This is a genomic window from Thiocapsa sp., from assembly GCF_011390875.1.
Classification (GTDB): Bacteria; Pseudomonadota; Gammaproteobacteria; order Chromatiales; family Chromatiaceae; genus Thiocapsa.
Map to the genome: position 1 here is coordinate 15,903 of NZ_JAABRP010000002.1, position 15,218 is coordinate 31,120.

General features: G+C 64.3%; 12 protein-coding genes. 8 read left to right on the forward strand and 4 right to left on the reverse strand.

Annotated elements, in window-relative coordinates; all coding sequences use genetic code 11:
* Positions 1 to 25: 25 nt before the first annotated feature.
* From GPT33_RS00315 to GPT33_RS00330, 4 genes are read left to right on the forward strand one after another with little or no spacing between them, the layout of a single operon-like run.
* Positions 26 to 1,189: a hypothetical protein gene (locus GPT33_RS00315; RefSeq protein WP_296804734.1), complete on the forward strand. Its 1,164-nt coding sequence runs from the start codon at positions 26 to 28 to the stop codon at positions 1,187 to 1,189.
* Positions 1,186 to 2,034, forward strand: coding sequence for a lytic transglycosylase domain-containing protein (locus GPT33_RS00320; RefSeq protein WP_296804736.1), 849 nt, complete (start codon positions 1,186 to 1,188; stop codon positions 2,032 to 2,034). Before GPT33_RS00315 ends, GPT33_RS00320 begins: the two co-directional genes overlap by 4 nt.
* A gap of 52 nt (positions 2,035 to 2,086) precedes the next feature.
* The gene (locus GPT33_RS00325) at positions 2,087 to 2,638 is read left to right on the forward strand and encodes a LemA family protein (RefSeq protein WP_296804738.1); all 552 of its coding nucleotides are present in this window, start codon (positions 2,087 to 2,089) and stop codon (positions 2,636 to 2,638) included.
* Positions 2,635 to 4,452 (forward strand): DUF2207 domain-containing protein, encoded by a 1,818-nt coding sequence (locus tag GPT33_RS00330; protein WP_296804740.1) that lies wholly within the window; start codon positions 2,635 to 2,637, stop codon positions 4,450 to 4,452. Before GPT33_RS00325 ends, GPT33_RS00330 begins: the two co-directional genes overlap by 4 nt.
* A 102-nt stretch (positions 4,453 to 4,554) precedes the next feature.
* Here the strand turns inward: GPT33_RS00330 and GPT33_RS00335 are convergent, their stop codons facing one another.
* The 3 genes from GPT33_RS00335 to rraA form a co-directional block, all read right to left on the reverse strand.
* Positions 4,555 to 5,613: a thioredoxin fold domain-containing protein gene (locus GPT33_RS00335; protein ID WP_296804742.1), complete on the reverse strand. Its 1,059-nt coding sequence runs from the start codon at positions 5,611 to 5,613 to the stop codon at positions 4,555 to 4,557.
* Positions 5,614 to 5,681: 68 nt separating this feature from the next.
* Entirely contained in the window at positions 5,682 to 7,508 is a 1,827-nt protein-coding gene (gene aceK, locus GPT33_RS00340; RefSeq protein WP_296804743.1) for a bifunctional isocitrate dehydrogenase kinase/phosphatase, read from the reverse strand.
* Positions 7,509 to 7,526: 18 nt separating this feature from the next.
* Positions 7,527 to 8,057, reverse strand: coding sequence for a ribonuclease E activity regulator RraA (gene rraA, locus GPT33_RS00345; protein WP_296804745.1), 531 nt, complete (start codon positions 8,055 to 8,057; stop codon positions 7,527 to 7,529).
* Between the two features lie 322 nt (positions 8,058 to 8,379).
* On the opposite strand from rraA, the gene GPT33_RS00350 reads away from it, so the two are divergent.
* The 4 genes from GPT33_RS00350 to GPT33_RS00365 all read left to right on the forward strand — a co-directional run bounded on the left by GPT33_RS00350 (position 8,380) and on the right by GPT33_RS00365 (position 11,662).
* Positions 8,380 to 8,520, forward strand: coding sequence for a hypothetical protein (locus GPT33_RS00350; protein ID WP_296804747.1), 141 nt, complete (start codon positions 8,380 to 8,382; stop codon positions 8,518 to 8,520).
* Positions 8,521 to 8,539: 19 nt separating this feature from the next.
* Positions 8,540 to 9,511, forward strand: a complete 972-nt coding sequence (locus tag GPT33_RS00355; protein ID WP_296804749.1) for an SLAC1 anion channel family protein — start codon at positions 8,540 to 8,542, stop codon at positions 9,509 to 9,511.
* A gap of 130 nt (positions 9,512 to 9,641) precedes the next feature.
* Entirely contained in the window at positions 9,642 to 10,493 is an 852-nt protein-coding gene (locus GPT33_RS00360) for an OmpA family protein (RefSeq protein ID WP_296804751.1), read from the forward strand.
* Between the two features lie 104 nt (positions 10,494 to 10,597).
* A complete protein-coding gene (locus GPT33_RS00365; RefSeq protein WP_296804753.1) occupies positions 10,598 to 11,662 on the forward strand; it encodes a DUF2333 family protein in 1,065 nt (354 codons plus the stop codon).
* Between the two features lie 9 nt (positions 11,663 to 11,671).
* Here GPT33_RS00365 and GPT33_RS00370 read toward each other — a convergent pair whose 3' ends face one another.
* Positions 11,672 to 14,998 (reverse strand): EAL domain-containing protein, encoded by a 3,327-nt coding sequence (locus tag GPT33_RS00370; RefSeq protein ID WP_296804755.1) that lies wholly within the window; start codon positions 14,996 to 14,998, stop codon positions 11,672 to 11,674.
* Positions 14,999 to 15,218 lie beyond the last annotated feature (220 nt).

The following is a 15,218-nucleotide window of genomic DNA, read 5'->3' on the forward strand; positions in this document are numbered from 1 at the left end:
TCCGAGGCGAACCGGAGGCGCTTTCATGCCATATCTTCTCCTTGCCGTGACCGCCCACGGTTATGGGCATCTGGCGCAGGCGGCGCCGGTCGTCCATGAGCTGGCGCGGCGTCTGCCCGGTCTGCGGATCACCTTGCAGAGCGACATCGATCCTGGTTTTGCGCGCAGCCGACTGCCGCCCGGGTTTACGCAGATCCACGAGGCGACGGATATCGGCCTGCTCATGGACGGTCCGCTCAGTACCCGCTGGTCGGACAGCCTGATTCGTTATGCCGATTTCGAGGCCGATTATGATCGGCAGCTCGAGCGCGAGATTGCCCTGTTGCGCCGTGCGGCGCCTGACCTGGTCTTGGCCGATGTGCCTTGGCTGCCGCTCGACGCGGCGCGTCGGGCGGGCATCCCGGCGGTTGCGCTGTGTTCGCTCAACTGGTATGACATTTTGCGCGAGAGTCCGGTGGCCGATCAGGTCCCCGCACCGGTGATGGAGCGGATGCGGGCGGTCTATGCCGCGGCCGAGATCTTTATCCGACCGGCCCCCTCGATGCCCATGTCATGGCTTCCGAACGCGATCGATGTGGGTCCGATTGCGAGCCGTTATCCGGATCGCCGCGCAGAGCTACGCGCGCGCTGCGGTTTGCCCGCCGATCGCCCCTTCGCGCTGATGCAGTTCGGCGGCTTCGATGGTTTCGATCCGCTCGCGATGTGGTCCGAGCAGGACCAGGTCCATTGGTTGGCTCAGGATCTGCCCGCGGGGCAGAGGCGCGACGCGACCGGGATTTCCTCCCTGGGACTGCGGGTACCGGACGTCATGTCGTCCTGCGATCTCATGCTGTGCAAGCCCGGCTACGGCACTTACTCCGAGGCGGCCGTGAACCGGCTTCCCGTTCTCTATGTCAAACGCGGCGATTGGCCGGAGGAAGCGGCCTTGATACCCTGGCTCGCCGAGCGGATGCCGACACGCGAGATCACGCGGGAGGACCTCCTGGCGGGACATCTCGCCGAGGCGATCCATGCGCTGCGCACCGCTGATCGACCGCCTGCCGTGGAGCCGACCGGTATCGAGCAGGCGGCGGATCTTCTGGAGCCCTTTCTGCAGCCTCGGCTTCGTCGTGCGGGTCATGCGTCCCGGGTCGCTCAGGCCGATTCGAGAGGCGCCTCCTTGGCAACCTCAGTGGTGGACGGATCATGACAACCTTCGGTGCCGATCGAAACCGGATCCGACGCTTGGCGTTTCTGGCGCTGGCCTTTTGGCCGATCGTCTCCTGGGGCACATTGGCCGGAAAATCCGCCTCGACGGAGGGTCCCGAGACGCAGCAGGCGCGGACGGAATCAGCCAAGATCGAGAACGACACCCTCAAGCCCGCCGAGGCCACCCCGGTCAAGCCGGCGTTGCCCGTCGCGCCGAACCGGCCTCGTCCGAGCCGTGCGGAGGTTGTCGCCATGATCCCGGCGGTCGCAGGGCGACACGGTGTCGAGGAGGAATTGGTTCGCGCGGTGGTCGCGGCCGAGTCGAACTACAACGCCCATGCGGTTTCCCGCGCAGGCGCGGTCGGTCTGATGCAGTTGATGCCCCCGACGGCGGCGGACTACGGGGTGACCTCGGTCGCCGATCTCTTCGACCCCAAGATCAACCTCGACACCGGCACACGTCACCTCAAGCGTCTCCTGCGCAAGTACAACAACGACTACGGCCGAGTCATCATGGCCTACAACGCCGGCGAAGGCGTGGTCGATCGCACCAATAGTCAGGTGACCTATCTCGAGACGCTCAACTACACCGAGGCGGTGATCACCTATTACCGCCGCAACGGCGGAACCGAGCCGACACAGGTGGCTTTGAACCAGGTGCGGGCGTTGCGCGGGACACGCGATCTCGGCAAGGCACGGCGCCTGATGAAGAAGTACCTGGATCCGTCGCTGTTGTCGCTCAAGGTCAAGCCGACGCTCGATCTGCGGCGTCTCAATCCGGCCCTTCACGAAGTGGGTCCCGAGAGCAAACCGATGTTCGAGCTTGGCGCGACGGGTCGGCCCTGATTCTTGTCACGGAAGTGACGTCGTCGGCATCGCTCGGGAGGGCTCTCGGTACATGGTTTACGGGTTTGCGGCGCTCCTCTTGGTTCCGCTCGGCTGGGGTCTCTGGGTCTTCAATCGCCTGGTGCGCCTGCGCAATCGTGTCCGCGCGGCCTGGAGCGATATCGATGTTCAGCTTACTCGGCGTCACGATCTCATCCCCATGTTGGTCGAGGCCGTGCGCGGCTATGCGGCGCATGAGCAGACACTCTTCGAGGCCGTCGCTGCGCTGCGCACCCGTGCCGTGGAGACGCGAAGCCCCGTTGAGCTGGCGACCCTGGAGGCGGCACTGGAGCAGTCGGTCGGTCGGCTGATCCTGCTCGACGAGGCCTATCCGGATCTCAAGGCGAGCGAGAATTTCCTGCGCCTTCAACGTGATCTCGTCGATGTCGAGGAGCATCTCCAATACGCACGCCGCTTCTACAACGGGGCGGTGCGCGAGTTGAACGACGCGATTCAAAAGGTGCCGGATCTGCTGATCGCCAAGCTGTTCGGATTCGTGTCGGCCGAGTTCTATCTCGCCCGCGAGTCCGAGCGCGCGGTCCCGCGACTCGAGGGCGAGACATGATCGACGGCCTTCCTGTTCAGGTTGCCGGGTGCTTCCGGTCGTCCCGGATGCAGGGATGGTCTAAACCGAAGGGGCGATGGCTCCTCGGTCTTTTGCTCCTGCCCCCGCTCCTGCTCGGGGTCGGCGCACAGGCGGATGCCGCCGAGGAGATCCTCTCCTTCCACAGCGATCTCTCCATCCAGCCCGACGGCAGCCTCGACGTGACCGAGACCATCGCGATTCGCGCCGAAGGGCGCGAGATCCGCCGCGGCATCGTGCGCGAGTTTCCGACCCGCTATCGCGACCGGCTCGGCAACCAGGTCCGGGTTGGCTTCGAGCTGCTCGGCGTGGAGCGCGACGGCAAGCCGGAGCCCAATTTCATCGAGCGGGTCTCCAACGGCGTCGACATCAACACAGGCAACGACGATTTTCTTGCTGTCCCGGCGACCTACACCTACCGCATTCGCTATCGCACGACCCGTCAGCTCGGTTTTTTCGAGGGGCACGACGAGCTCTACTGGAACGTCACCGGCACCGGTTGGATCTTTCCGATCCTCGCGGCGAGTGCCACGGTGCGGCTTCCGGCCGAGGTCCCGATCGCGGACCTTGCCGCCGAGGGCTATACCGGTCCTCAGGGCGCCATGGGTCGCGACCTGGTTGCAGAGGTCGTCGCGCCCGACGAGATCCGTTTCGCGACGACACGGCCCTTGGGTGTTGCCGAGGGTTTAACCATCGTTGCCGGGTTCCCGAAAGGTCTGATCGCGGAGCCGACGGATGCCCGGCGTCTCGGCTGGCTGCTGTACGATAATCGCGGGGTGCTGGTCGCCTTGGTCGGGCTCATCCTGCTGCTCGCCTACTACGGGGCCACTTGGTGGCGCGTCGGGCGTGATCCGCAAGCCGGCCCGATCTTCCCGCACTACCGGCCCCCGGATGGACATTCACCCGCGGGTCTGCGCTATCTGAGTCGGATGGGCTACGACCACCGCTGCTTTGCCGCCGATCTGGTCGAGACGGCCGTGAAGGGTCATGTGGTGATTCATCAGGAAAAGACCGGTTGGCGCGAGGCGTGGCGGCTCGAGCGTTTGCCCGGCGCCGACCCCGCCGCCCTCACGCCGAGTCAAGCGACCCTGCTCCGGCTGCTCTTCGCCAAGGGCGATCAGCTGGTGCTGACCAACAAGCAGGCGGATCGGGTCGGGTCGGCGCAGAGCGGACACACCCAGAGCCTCGCACAACTCTATAGCCCGCGCTTTTTTCTCGTCAACGGCGGCAAGCTCGCCGTCGGGATCGCCTTCTCCGTGCTCTACGGCGGTTTGGCCTGGATGGTCGCGGGCGGAGACGGGATACCGGCCATGCTCGTCCTGTTCGGGCTTGCCGTCGGCGCTCATGTCCTCTTTGCTTGGCTGCTGAAGGCCCCGACCAGCGAGGGGCGACGACTGCTCGACCGGGTCGAGGGTCTGAAACTCTACCTCGGTGTCGCCGAGCGCGACGAGTTGAGGTCGCTCCCGGGTCCGGGTAGCGATGCGCCGCCCGAGCTGGATGCCGAACGCTACGAAGCGCTTTTACCCTACGCGCTGGCCCTGGATGTCGAAGAGGCATGGACCCGCAAGTTCACGCTTGCCGTCGGCGCCGCGGCTGCGGCCGCCGCCGCAGGGGCCATACACTGGTATCGAGGCCGCGGCAGCGCCGGGGATCTCTCGCGTATGAGCCGGTCGCTCGGCCAGACCTTGAGTCGCCAGATCGCGTCCTCCGCAACACCGCCCGGCAGCAGCTCGGGCGGGGGTGGCGGCGGCTCGTCCGGCGGTGGCGGAGGCGGCGGTGGTGGGCGCGGGAGGTAGGGGCGACTTAAGGCGCCCCCACGGGTTGGTCGATGCTTTCGCGGAAATCACCTTGGATCAAGCGCTCTTGCGCCGAGGGTGACCGGCGCGCTGTAGCCGAGGTCAATCCATCAGATCGACCTCGATCCCGAGCGCGTCCAATGCCTCGCGGCGTGCCGCAAGGTAGCGTTGGAAGCTCGGCTGCCACTGGTAGGCGCCCGTCGCGACATAGTCGAGCGCACCATGGATATGGAATGCCTTGAAGTAACCTTCGGTGCGGAACACCTCGCGCCCGGCGGCATCGAAAAACACCAGGCTGGGTGTGTACTTGATGTCGAGCTCCGCGGCCCAGTCGCGGATCGGGATCTCGCGGCCGTCGACCGTCTGGACGGGGTCGCGCGAGTAGGTATCCAGAATCACTCCGTCGAAGGCGCTCAGCGAGTAGGCGACCGGCTCGCGTTTTAGAATGTCCGCGTGCAGCTCGTCGCAGTCGCGGCAGGTGGGCTGCTCGAACATCACCACCAATGGATGCATGGAGGTATCGCGGTTATCGGCGAGTCGGAACGGGGCCGTCAGGAATCCTTCCTGCGTATGCAAGGTGCCCTTGGCCTCGGCCGAATCGAGTCCGGCGACATAGTCGGCGAAAGACTCGCCGACCTGCTCCCGGCGCTCGGCGACATAGTCGAGTGCGGCCTTGAAGCGATGGGGCGGGAAGTAGCCGTTGATCCGCAGAACGACCTGCCCGGCCTCGTCGAGCAACAACATTGTCGGCGTAAACTGGACCTTAAGCTCCGCGCCGAGTTGTTTCTCCGTGGTGAGCTCCCCGGACAAGCCGGTCACCTCCCGATCGCCCCAGAGATTAATGGCGACAACGTCGAAACTCCCCTGCATCAGACGGGCGATCGACTGATCGGCGAGGTTCTCCTGCAACAGCTTGGCGCAATAGGGACAACCGTCCTGAAAGAAGTAAAGAACTAGACGCTTGTCCTGCGCAGTGGCCTCGGCGACATCCTCGCGGAGATCCAGAAAGGACGCCTTGAACCAGTCGGGTTGCTCGTGATAGCCGGGGTTCTGCATCCCGGGGGCAAGCTCGGCGGGTTGGTCGCTTGCGGCCGCGACAAGCGTGCTGAACAGCAGCAGGCTCCAGGCCAGCCGATTGATCCGAATCGAAGGCGTCTTCATCGTTCCAGTCTCCTCTGCGGTGCAACGGGGCTGCCGAGCGACGGTGTGCGCTACGGTTCCCCTTGTCGTCATGCGGCTCGGACGCAGTTGGTGCCTTCGCTTGAGATGGCCGACGATTGCCGAGGTTCCTCGTCGTTCCGATCGGGCTCGACCCGGTCGGCGCGAGCGAAACGTCGCTCTTCGGCATAGGGAAAGACGTCCTCGAGATGGCCCGCCCGAATGTGCTCCTGGCGTGCCCGCCACCAGGCCGGGTCGAACAATTCGCTGTGCAGCTCGCGGAAGACCTTGCGGATCCGCGGGTCGGTCAGCAAGAAGGTCTCGAATTCCTCGGGGAAGACATCGTTCGGACCGGCGCTGTACCAGACCTCTTCGGCCATCTCCATTTCGGGGTAGGGTGCAGGCGGGATCTCACGGAAGTGACACTCGGTCAGATAGCAGAGCTCGTCGTAGTCGTAGAAGACGACGCGACCCTGACGCGTTACGCCGAAGTTCTTGAAGAGGAAATCGCCGGGGAAGATGTTGGCCGCTGCGAGCTGCTTGATCGCGTCGCCGTATTCGCCGATGGCGTGCCGAATGTCCTCGTCGTCGGCGGTATGCAGATAGAGATTCAGCGGCGACATGCGCCGCTCGATATAGAGATGCTTGATGATGAGCTGATCGCCGTCGGATTCCAGACTCTTCGCGCAGTCGGTCTCCAGCATCTCGATAAGGGCGGCCGAGAAGCGGTGCCGCGGAAAGGCGACGTGTGAATACTCCCAGGAGTCGGCCATGCGCCCGACGCGATCGTGCAGCTTCACCAGCTGGTATTTCTCTTTGACGGTCTCTCGCGTCATCTCTTTCGGAGGCGGGAAACGGTCTTTGATGACCTTGAAGACGAAGGGAAACGATGGAAGCGTGAAGACGCACATCACCATTCCGCGGATCCCGGGGGCGATCACGAAATCGTCGGCCGAGTACCTCAGATGTTTGAGGAAGTCGCGATAGAACTCCGCCTTGCCGAACTTCTGTAGACCGATGGCGGTGTAGAGCTCGGCCTTGCCCTTGTGCGGCATCAAGGGGCGCAGGAAATCGACCACGGCGGCCGGCACCTCGGTGTCGACCATGAAATAGGCGCGCGAGAAGCTGAAGACATCCGAGATCTCGTCCCCGCCCGAGAGTAGGGTGTCGACATAGAGTCCACCGGGAGCGTCCTCGTGGCCCTCGTCGTTGAGGATCGGGATCGCGAACGGGATCTGATCCGCCCCGTTGATCGCCTTGCCGATGATGTAGGCGGCCTTGTTGCGGTAGAAAGGCTCGGAGAGAACGGCGAGCTGGAAGTTCTGATGCAGCGCGCGCCTGCGCGGGAAGCGGTCCCGCACGGCGCGCATCAGACAGCGGATGTCGTGCCGGCGATTTCGGAAGGGACGCTGAAAACCCATGTCGCCGAGGATGCGTGCGATCACCCGCGCGAAGCCGTCGCGTGCCGGGTAGTACGGTCGAAAGATCGGGATCTCGGCCTCGAGGTGCTCGGTCGAGATCATCGGCCACACAAAGATGTAGCTGTTGTTGTAATAGCGCCGATCAAAAAGCCTGCAGAACACCGAGTTGTAATAGGTCTCGGCGAGCTCGGGTTGGTGGTGCAGCGGCAGCAGGCGCATGTACTCGATCTTCACGCGGCGCCATAGGATGTCGGTCGGGTCGCGCAGATGAAACTCGCGGCGCAGCAGGGCGACCGTCTCGCCGACCCGCTCGTCGTAGTAGCTGATCCGCTCGCGCGCCGCGGCTTGCACCGCCGGCCAATCCGCCCCCTCGAAGCGTCCTCGCGCCCCGCCGGTGATCTCGCGGAACAGCCGGTAGTGACGCCCGAATCCGTCGAGGATCGCCTCGGCAATCTGTTTCGCCTCGGTCCACGCCATGGTCTTACCTCGCTGTGCCTATCCGGATCGATCGTCGCCGAGATCCAGCGGCCCGTCGGCCACCAGGATGCCGTCTTCGTCGCAGTAGACCTGATCGCCCGGGGCGAAGCGCACGCCGGCGACCGTGACCGTGATGTCCCGTTGGCCTTCGCCGCGCCGCTGGCTCTTGCGTGGATGAGTCCCCAATGCCTTGACGCCCAACGGCATGGCGGCGATGTCGCAACTGTCGCGGATGCATCCGTAGAGGATGACCCCGGCCCAGCCTTGCTCTACCGCGCCGGCTGCGATCAGGTCTCCGAGCATCGCGCAGCGCATCGAGCCGCCGGCATCGACCACGAGGACCCGGCCCTGGCCGGGCTCGGCGAGGGTCGACTTCACCGGGGTGTTGTCTTCAAAGCACTTGACCGTCACGACCGTCCCGCAGAAGCGGACATGGCCGCCGAAATCCCGGAAGATCGGGTCGCAGGTGCGGACGCGTTGGTCGTATCGATCGGAGAGGTCAGCCGTCTTGAAGGCGAAGTCGGGGGTCGCGGGGGGCTCTTTGGGCATGGGCGGTCATGAGCGGGTCTGTCGGCGGAGCGCCGAGTATATACCGAGCCCCTGCGATTTTCCGCCGGATCGTAGGCCCCGCGGGATCCCGGTAACGGAGACCGCGGCGAAAGCGCCGACGGGGTGTCCGCACTGCGAGGGGCATCGGGCGCTGCGGCGCCGTGTAAACCCGAGCTGTCTAGTCTGAGATTTGTCAATGCATCGCACCGCGGCGATGCCTAGACTGCGCATCAACCTCATTTCCCGAGCAGACGTCGAGTGCCTCGGTCGCGAAGATCGACGCGCTTGGCGACCCTGCTCGACGCATCATCGGAGCCAGACCATGACCCAGCAGACCCGGATCGTCACACCCTCGACTCGCACGACAGCTGCAGCGACGCCTTACTGGTTGTGGGCACCGGTGCTCGCGACCACGACCATGCTCGCCGTTCTCTTGTTCATGCCCATGCCGTCGGTTCTTTGAGCGAGGGTGTCTGCACATCATGGAGACTCCTACTCCGCCTCCCGGTCGGTTGGAGCACTTGCCGATCTCCTTCTTCGCGATGGTGATGGGCCTGTCGGGCCTCACCATCGGCTGGGAGAAGGCTCAGACGGTCCTTGCTCTCGACTTGGGTATCACCCCCTGGTTGATCGGCGTGTCGAGCACGCTCTTCATGGTCCTGATACTGCTGTATACGGCCAAGCTCGCGCTGTTTCGGCACGCCGTGATCCAAGAGCTGCGCCATCCGGTCAAGCTCAACTTCTTTCCGACTATCTCCATCAGCTTGCTCCTGCTCGCCACCGCCTTTCTTCCGATTGCGCTTGACGTGAGCCGGGCGCTCTGGATGGCGGGTACAGCGCTGCATTTGGTCTTTACGCTGTATGTGGTGAATGTCTGGATCCATCATGAGCACTTTCAGGTGCATCATATGAATCCGGCCTGGTTCATCCCGGCGGTCGGGAACGTCTTGGTGCCGGTGGCCGGAGTGCCTTTGGGCTATCAGGATATTTCCTGGTTCTTCTTCAGTATCGGAATGCTGTTCTGGCTGATCTTGATGACGATCATCTTTTACCGGGTGCTGTTTCATCATCCGATCGAAGAGCGTTTGATGCCGACGCTCTTCATCCTGATCGCACCGCCCGCTGTCGGGTTCATTGCCTATTCACGACTTGTCGGGGAGCTCGACGCCTTCGCGCGTGTGCTTTATTTCATCGGTCTATTCTTGACCTTGCTGCTGTTCACTCAGGCGAACCGATTTCTGAAGCTCGGGTTTTTCCTCTCCTGGTGGGCCTACTCCTTTCCGCTGGCGGCAATCGGTATCGCGAGTCTCTTGATGTTCGAGCGCACCGGACAGGATATCTACCGCTATCTCGGGCTCGGTCTCATGACCCTGCTGACCGGCATCGTCGCCTTGTTGTTGGCGCGCACCGCCATTGCGGTACGGCGCAACGGGATCTGCGTTCCCGGTCACTGACGCCATGGGGCTGGCGCGGGACGATGGGTTTGCGAATCCGTCGTCTCGATGCCCCGATCATCTCCCGAGTCGGTCGACCCCTTCGTCGGTCGCCGAGTCTCCGAACCGATTCCGTCCTCGAGGAGCCATCATGTCCGACATCGCCTCCGCGGTGAGATCGAATTCGATCTATGCCTTGGTTTTTCTGATCCTCTCGTTCGCGTCAGGACTTCTGTTCGCCTATTTGCGCGGGCCGCAGACACTGCCGACCGAGCCGCCGACGATCGAGCCGCCGACGATCGAGCCGATGGTGACCGAGACCGTTGCGACCCTCGCGGTCGCGGGGTCCGAGGAGTCCGTCTCGACCCCCCTCGGGACGGATGCCCAAGCTGATCCGGGTGCACTGGATGGGCGTTTGACCGATGCCGAAGCCAAGATCCGGCGGCTCGAGCAGGAACTGGTCGCGGTGGCGGAGCAGCAGGCGACGTTCGCGCTCGTCGTTGCGGAGCAACGCGAACGCCTGGCCGAGATGCTCGCCGCGAGCGATGCAACGGCCGCGGCCGAAACCGACCCGGTTGCCGTGGACGCTGCATCCCTCGCGAACCGGTTGGGGGAGGATCTAGAGCGGCTCGGCGCGCGTCCGACCGAACGCGGCCATTTGGTGACGTTGACCGAATCCGAGTTGCGCTTCCCGGTCGGCGGGAGCGAGCTTGCGTTGGAGCGTTCCGAAGGGCTCGACGCCGTTGCCGAGGTCCTCGCGCGACATGACCATCTGATGGCGCGTGTCGAGGGTCATACGGATCGTTCCGGCAGCGCAACCAAGAACCTCGAGCTCTCGCAGGAACGCGCCCGGTCGGTCAAGGATGCCTTGGCTGCGACAGGTGTCGACGCCGACCGCATCGAGATCGTAGGGATGGGGGAGACCCGACCGATCGACGAGGGTCGGACCGCCGAGGCCCGGCAGCGCAATCGCCGTGTCGAGGTTTATCTGCTCGAGCGTTGAACCCCGGGACATCCTGCCGTGCGTAAGCACCTGCGTTTCCTCAATGTCCGTAATATTAGAACTTGATAATGTTATGACATATCGAATCTACTCGGGAAATGCAGATGAAGCACCCACGATCGACCCGGACCCATGAGCCCGGCACGCTATTGCCGAGCACCGACCCCCGGCCTGAACCGCGCCGGATCCCTTGGCGGACGACCTTAGGCTTACTCGGTCTTCTCGGCCTCGTCCTGGTGTCCCTGAGTGTTTACTGGTCCATGCATCCAACACCCTTGGATGACGCCACGGCGGCCATGACCGACCCCGGGAAGCCTGCCGGGGATGCGACCTCGGGCATCCATACGGTTGCGATGGCGGTCGGGATCGGCGAGTCGCTCCTGACGAAACCCGGTGGGTTTCTCTACAACGATCGCCTGCCGCCCGGCGTCTTTCTCGACAACACCCAAAGCTGGGAATGCGGGAACCTGATGGCACTGCGCGATTTCGTGCGCGCGCTGCGGAATGATTTCAGCCGCTCCCAGAGTCAGTCGGTCGAAAATGCCGATGTCAAAGAAGCGGATTTGCGTTTCGCGATCGACCCGAAATCCTGGGTGCTGCCCTCGGCCGAGACGGAATATCGACTTGGGATCGAGGCCCTCGAGCGGTACTTGTCGGACTTGAGCGGGCGCGATCAGCCGCGCGCTCAGTTCTTTGCCAGGGCCGACAATCTCGCGGCCTATCTTGCGGTGGTCGAGAAACGATTGGGTCACTTCGGTGTGCGTTTGAGCTCCAGTGTCCCGGACAGCGACTTGGCGGCCGCCATCGGCATCCCACGGGCCGGCGACGACGTTGCACTCCTCGACGAGGAGCCGGTCCCGATTCAGACCCCGTGGCATCAGGTCGACAACGTCTATTACTGCGCTCGCGGGTACAGTTGGGCACTCTTTCACCTGATGCAGGCGGTTGCGAGCGACTTCGAGGCTGTCTTGGCAGCCAAACACGCAGAGATCTCGCTGCAGCAGATCATTCGAGACCTCAAGGGTGCGACCAAACCCATGGGGAGCCCGATGGTCCTGAACGGCGATGGCTACGGCATCCTGGCCAACCACTCGCTGGTGTTGGCCTCGTACATTGCGAAGGCGAACGCCGCACTCATGGACCTGCGTATGCTCATGCAACAAGGCTAGTTCGTCGGCTCAGACGATTGCATCCCGGCGTGCGTGCTCGAGGACTTCAGCCTGGAGCGATCGGATGCCCGCAACCAGGTCGTCGCGCTCCTGCAGCAGTTTCGTGATCGGATCGGCCAGTGCCTCGCGATCGAGGCGGTCGAGCGCGACCAGTTGCCCGGCGTGCCGGTGAACCTGTCGGTGCAGGGCGTCGAGCGAGCGGAAGCTCGGCATCTCGCCGTAGCGCGCTTGGCCGGTTCCAAGGTACCAAAGCCCGAAGTCGCATAGCTCGGGTTGAAGCTCGGGCCGTCTCGCTGCGGTATCGGTGCAGACGTGGCGCACGAGACGATTCACCCAGTCGCGATGGATCGCCTCCAGGCTCAAGAGCGATAGGTCCTCGGTTGTCCAATCCACATGGGGGCGGTCTGTCCAGAGCTGCGGCGGGTGGAAGCCTTCGATCCAGGCGACGAGCTGCTCCGGAGACATCGGGTCTGCGATGCCATAGCCCTGCGCGAGGGTGCAGCCCAGATCCATCAACAGCAGGCCGTGCGCGGCGGATTCAACGCCCTCGGCGATCACCTCGCGTTGGAAGGCGTTGGCGATCCCGATGACGCCCTTCACCAGATTGCGGCCATCGCGCGAGCGCAGGATGTCGCGGACCACGGTCTGATCGATCTTGACGACCTGCGCCGGAAGACAGCGAAAATCCGTCAGGGACGCATAGCCGTTGCCGAAGCCGTCCAACGCAAACTGGACGCCTAGCACGGCGCATGCACGGATGACCGAGGCGGTGGTTTCGATATCGCGCAACGCCTCGGATTCGATGATCTCGAACAGCAGGCATGCGGGATCGACGCCCGGATGCTGCGCGAGCATCTCCTGCAAGGCGGCGACAAAGCCGGTGTCCTGCAACGAGCAGGCCGAGAGATTGAGGCTCATGGTGAGATCCAGTCCCGCGCTCTGCCAGTCTTCCAGCAATCGCAGCGCCCGGTCCATCACCCACCAGTCCAGGTCGTGGAGCAGCTCGTCGCCCTCCATGAGGGGCAGGAACTCGCCCGGAGGCAGGAGTCCGCGCTCGGGATGCTCCCAACGCACGAGAGCCTCGACACCCACGACCCGGCCCGAGGGCATGTCGACCCTGGGTTGGACATGCAGCCTCAGCTCGTCGCCTTCGATGGCCTGTCGGATGCGCACCAGCTCAAGCTGGTGTGCCTGATCCGGCCGATCCTTGACGGCCTTGAAGAACTGATAGCGATTGCGGCCCTGTTGCTTGGCCTGGTACATGGCGTGGTCGGCATGGCGCAGGAGGGTATCCGCATCCCCTGCGTCCTGCGGGAAGAGGGTCACACCGGCGCTGCCGGTCACTGCGAGCGAGTGACCGTCGATCAGGATGGGTTGGGCAAGTGACGCGAGCACGCGCTCGAGCAGTGCGGCGCAGTCCGCCAGCGACTCGATTTGGTTCATCAGCAGGACGAACTCGTCTCCGCCGAGCCGGGCTACCGTGTCCTCCTCGCGCACGCAGCCACGCAACCGGCTGGCGACCGTCACCAGCACCCGGTCGCCCATCTTATGCCCGTGGGTGTCGTTGATGGGCTTGAAGCCGTCGAGGTCTAGATAACAGACCCCGAGCAAGAGATCTTGCTCGCGGGCCCGCACGACCGCGTCGTCCATCCGTTCGGCCAAGAGCCGCCGGTTCGGCAAACGTGTCAGAGGGTCGTAGAGGGCAATCTCTTCGAGCCGCCGTCTGCTGTCGAGCAGTTTCTGCTCGTTGCGGCGTCGCTCGAAGGCACCGCCGATCAGATCGCCGAGAAACCCCAGCGCGCGCATCTCCGAGTCACGCCAGCTACGCGTGTCGCTCAACATCTCCATGGCGACGAATCCGCCCATCCGACCGGCCACTCGAATGGCGACCGCGGCCACCGACCGAACCTCGAGCTGCTCGAGCTGCTCGCGGTCGACACGCCAGGTCTCGGGGAGCTTGGTGACGTCGTCGATACGGATGTCGTCGCCGTGCGTCAGGGTCTCCATCCAGCGCGGGATCAGCGACGTGGGCACCGGCGGCGCGCCTGCGCCGGCAAGCCCGAGACCGCTCGCGCTCCATTCCTGGGTGTTGCGCATGCTCGATCCGTCGCGGCTCAGCACGAAGACATACGCCCGTTCCGCGCCCATGCGCCGCGCAACGGTTCCCAGGGCGTTCTCCACCAAGGGACCGACGGCGTCGGCAGGGGCCGCCACCAAGGATCGCGAGGTCTCGACCAGGACGGTCTCGAGGGTGACCAGATAGGAGAGCGCTCGCTCTGCCTGCTTGCGCTCGGTAATGTCGGTGCCCGAGCCGAGCCCGCCGATCAGATGCCCCGCGCTGTCGCGGATCCGGCTGTTGTTCCATTCGATCAGGCGTTCCGAGCCATCCGCACAGAGGATCGCACCCTCCACGGCGATCAATGGTTCGTCCGCCTCCAGCGTCACACGCGCAAGGATCCGGCGGGCTTGGTCGCGCTCACGCTCGGGTACGAAGGACTCCGCCCAATCACGACCGACGATCTGCTCTCGGTCGAGTCCCAGGACCTCGCAGCCTTTGCGGTTGATGAGCCGGACACGACCATCGAGATCCAATCCGACCAGGACCACGGCGGCGATGTCGAGAATGTGGTCGACATCGGCGAGGCGCGTTCTCGGGGACTCGGAATGAGCCTCTTCGCCTGCTTCAGAGTTTCCTCGGCTCGGAAGGACCCTCGATCCGGATCGCGGCCCCGTCCGCGTGCCTGCATAGCGGCTCGCAGAGAGGGCCAACACGAGGGCGAGTCCGACCGATCCGACCCAAGGCCACACGCCCGCCCACGACAGCAGTCGGCGGCGCTCGGCATCCTCCGCCGCGGCCAGGTCCATCACCAGATAGAGCAGGGGCGCCGAGCCAAGTGCAGCAGGATCGACAGGTGATTCATCCTCGGCGCTCGTGGCCCCGACACTCATCACGCCGATGAGCCATCCCGATTCGGGTTGAACGAGGAAGTGCGGCTGCATGGGAGAGTCTGCGGCCGCCTGTGCGATGTCGGCCGGTATCGCGTCGAGGGTCGTCGTCGACGGGTCTGCGGGGTGCTCCGCGACGGCAACCGGAGCCGAGCGACCTTCGTCGAGTCGGCCGATTGCGAGGAGGCCCGGATGAACGACCGAGGCGGCGAGGACGTGCGCCGCGTTTGACTCGCCGCCGCGCGATGGGTCTTGCAGGATGGATGAGGCGCTATGCTGCAGCAGCCTCTCAGCGGCCGCTTCCTGCTCGATTCGCGCGCGTAGGGGGATGCCGATTGAAAGCTGATAGGCAAGGTGCAGGGCCAGCACCAGTGCCAGAACGAGCGCCACCAGTCCGATCGGCGATCTTTGCGCCTTTGTGCGAATCATTCGGCAGAGGTTGAAGTATGAACCCTAGCTTCGCCTGCTGACACACAAAGCGTGTCATGCTGTCCTGGCGCCCACTCTATCACGGGGCTATGCAGGGCGACAGTCATCCGAGACCGACCGATCATCGGCACGACAAAAAACCGGCGGCGCTCATGCACCGCCGGTTCCTTGGACGCTGCCG

Excerpts from the sequence above, each read along its gene's own strand:
- GPT33_RS00315 (WP_296804734.1), top strand. The coding sequence starts at position 26 with ATGCCATATCTTCTCCTTGCCGTGACCGCCCACGGTTATGGGCATCTG.
- GPT33_RS00320 (WP_296804736.1), top strand. The coding sequence starts at position 1,186 with ATGACAACCTTCGGTGCCGATCGAAACCGGATCCGACGCTTGGCGTTT.
- GPT33_RS00325 (WP_296804738.1), top strand. The coding sequence starts at position 2,087 with ATGGTTTACGGGTTTGCGGCGCTCCTCTTGGTTCCGCTCGGCTGGGGT.
- GPT33_RS00330 (WP_296804740.1), top strand. The coding sequence starts at position 2,635 with ATGATCGACGGCCTTCCTGTTCAGGTTGCCGGGTGCTTCCGGTCGTCC.
- GPT33_RS00335 (WP_296804742.1), bottom strand. The coding sequence starts at position 5,613 with ATGAAGACGCCTTCGATTCGGATCAATCGGCTGGCCTGGAGCCTGCTG.
- aceK (WP_296804743.1), bottom strand. The coding sequence starts at position 7,508 with ATGGCGTGGACCGAGGCGAAACAGATTGCCGAGGCGATCCTCGACGGA.
- rraA (WP_296804745.1), bottom strand. The coding sequence starts at position 8,057 with ATGCCCAAAGAGCCCCCCGCGACCCCCGACTTCGCCTTCAAGACGGCT.
- GPT33_RS00350 (WP_296804747.1), top strand. The coding sequence starts at position 8,380 with ATGACCCAGCAGACCCGGATCGTCACACCCTCGACTCGCACGACAGCT.
- GPT33_RS00355 (WP_296804749.1), top strand. The coding sequence starts at position 8,540 with ATGGAGACTCCTACTCCGCCTCCCGGTCGGTTGGAGCACTTGCCGATC.
- GPT33_RS00360 (WP_296804751.1), top strand. The coding sequence starts at position 9,642 with ATGTCCGACATCGCCTCCGCGGTGAGATCGAATTCGATCTATGCCTTG.
- GPT33_RS00365 (WP_296804753.1), top strand. The coding sequence starts at position 10,598 with ATGAAGCACCCACGATCGACCCGGACCCATGAGCCCGGCACGCTATTG.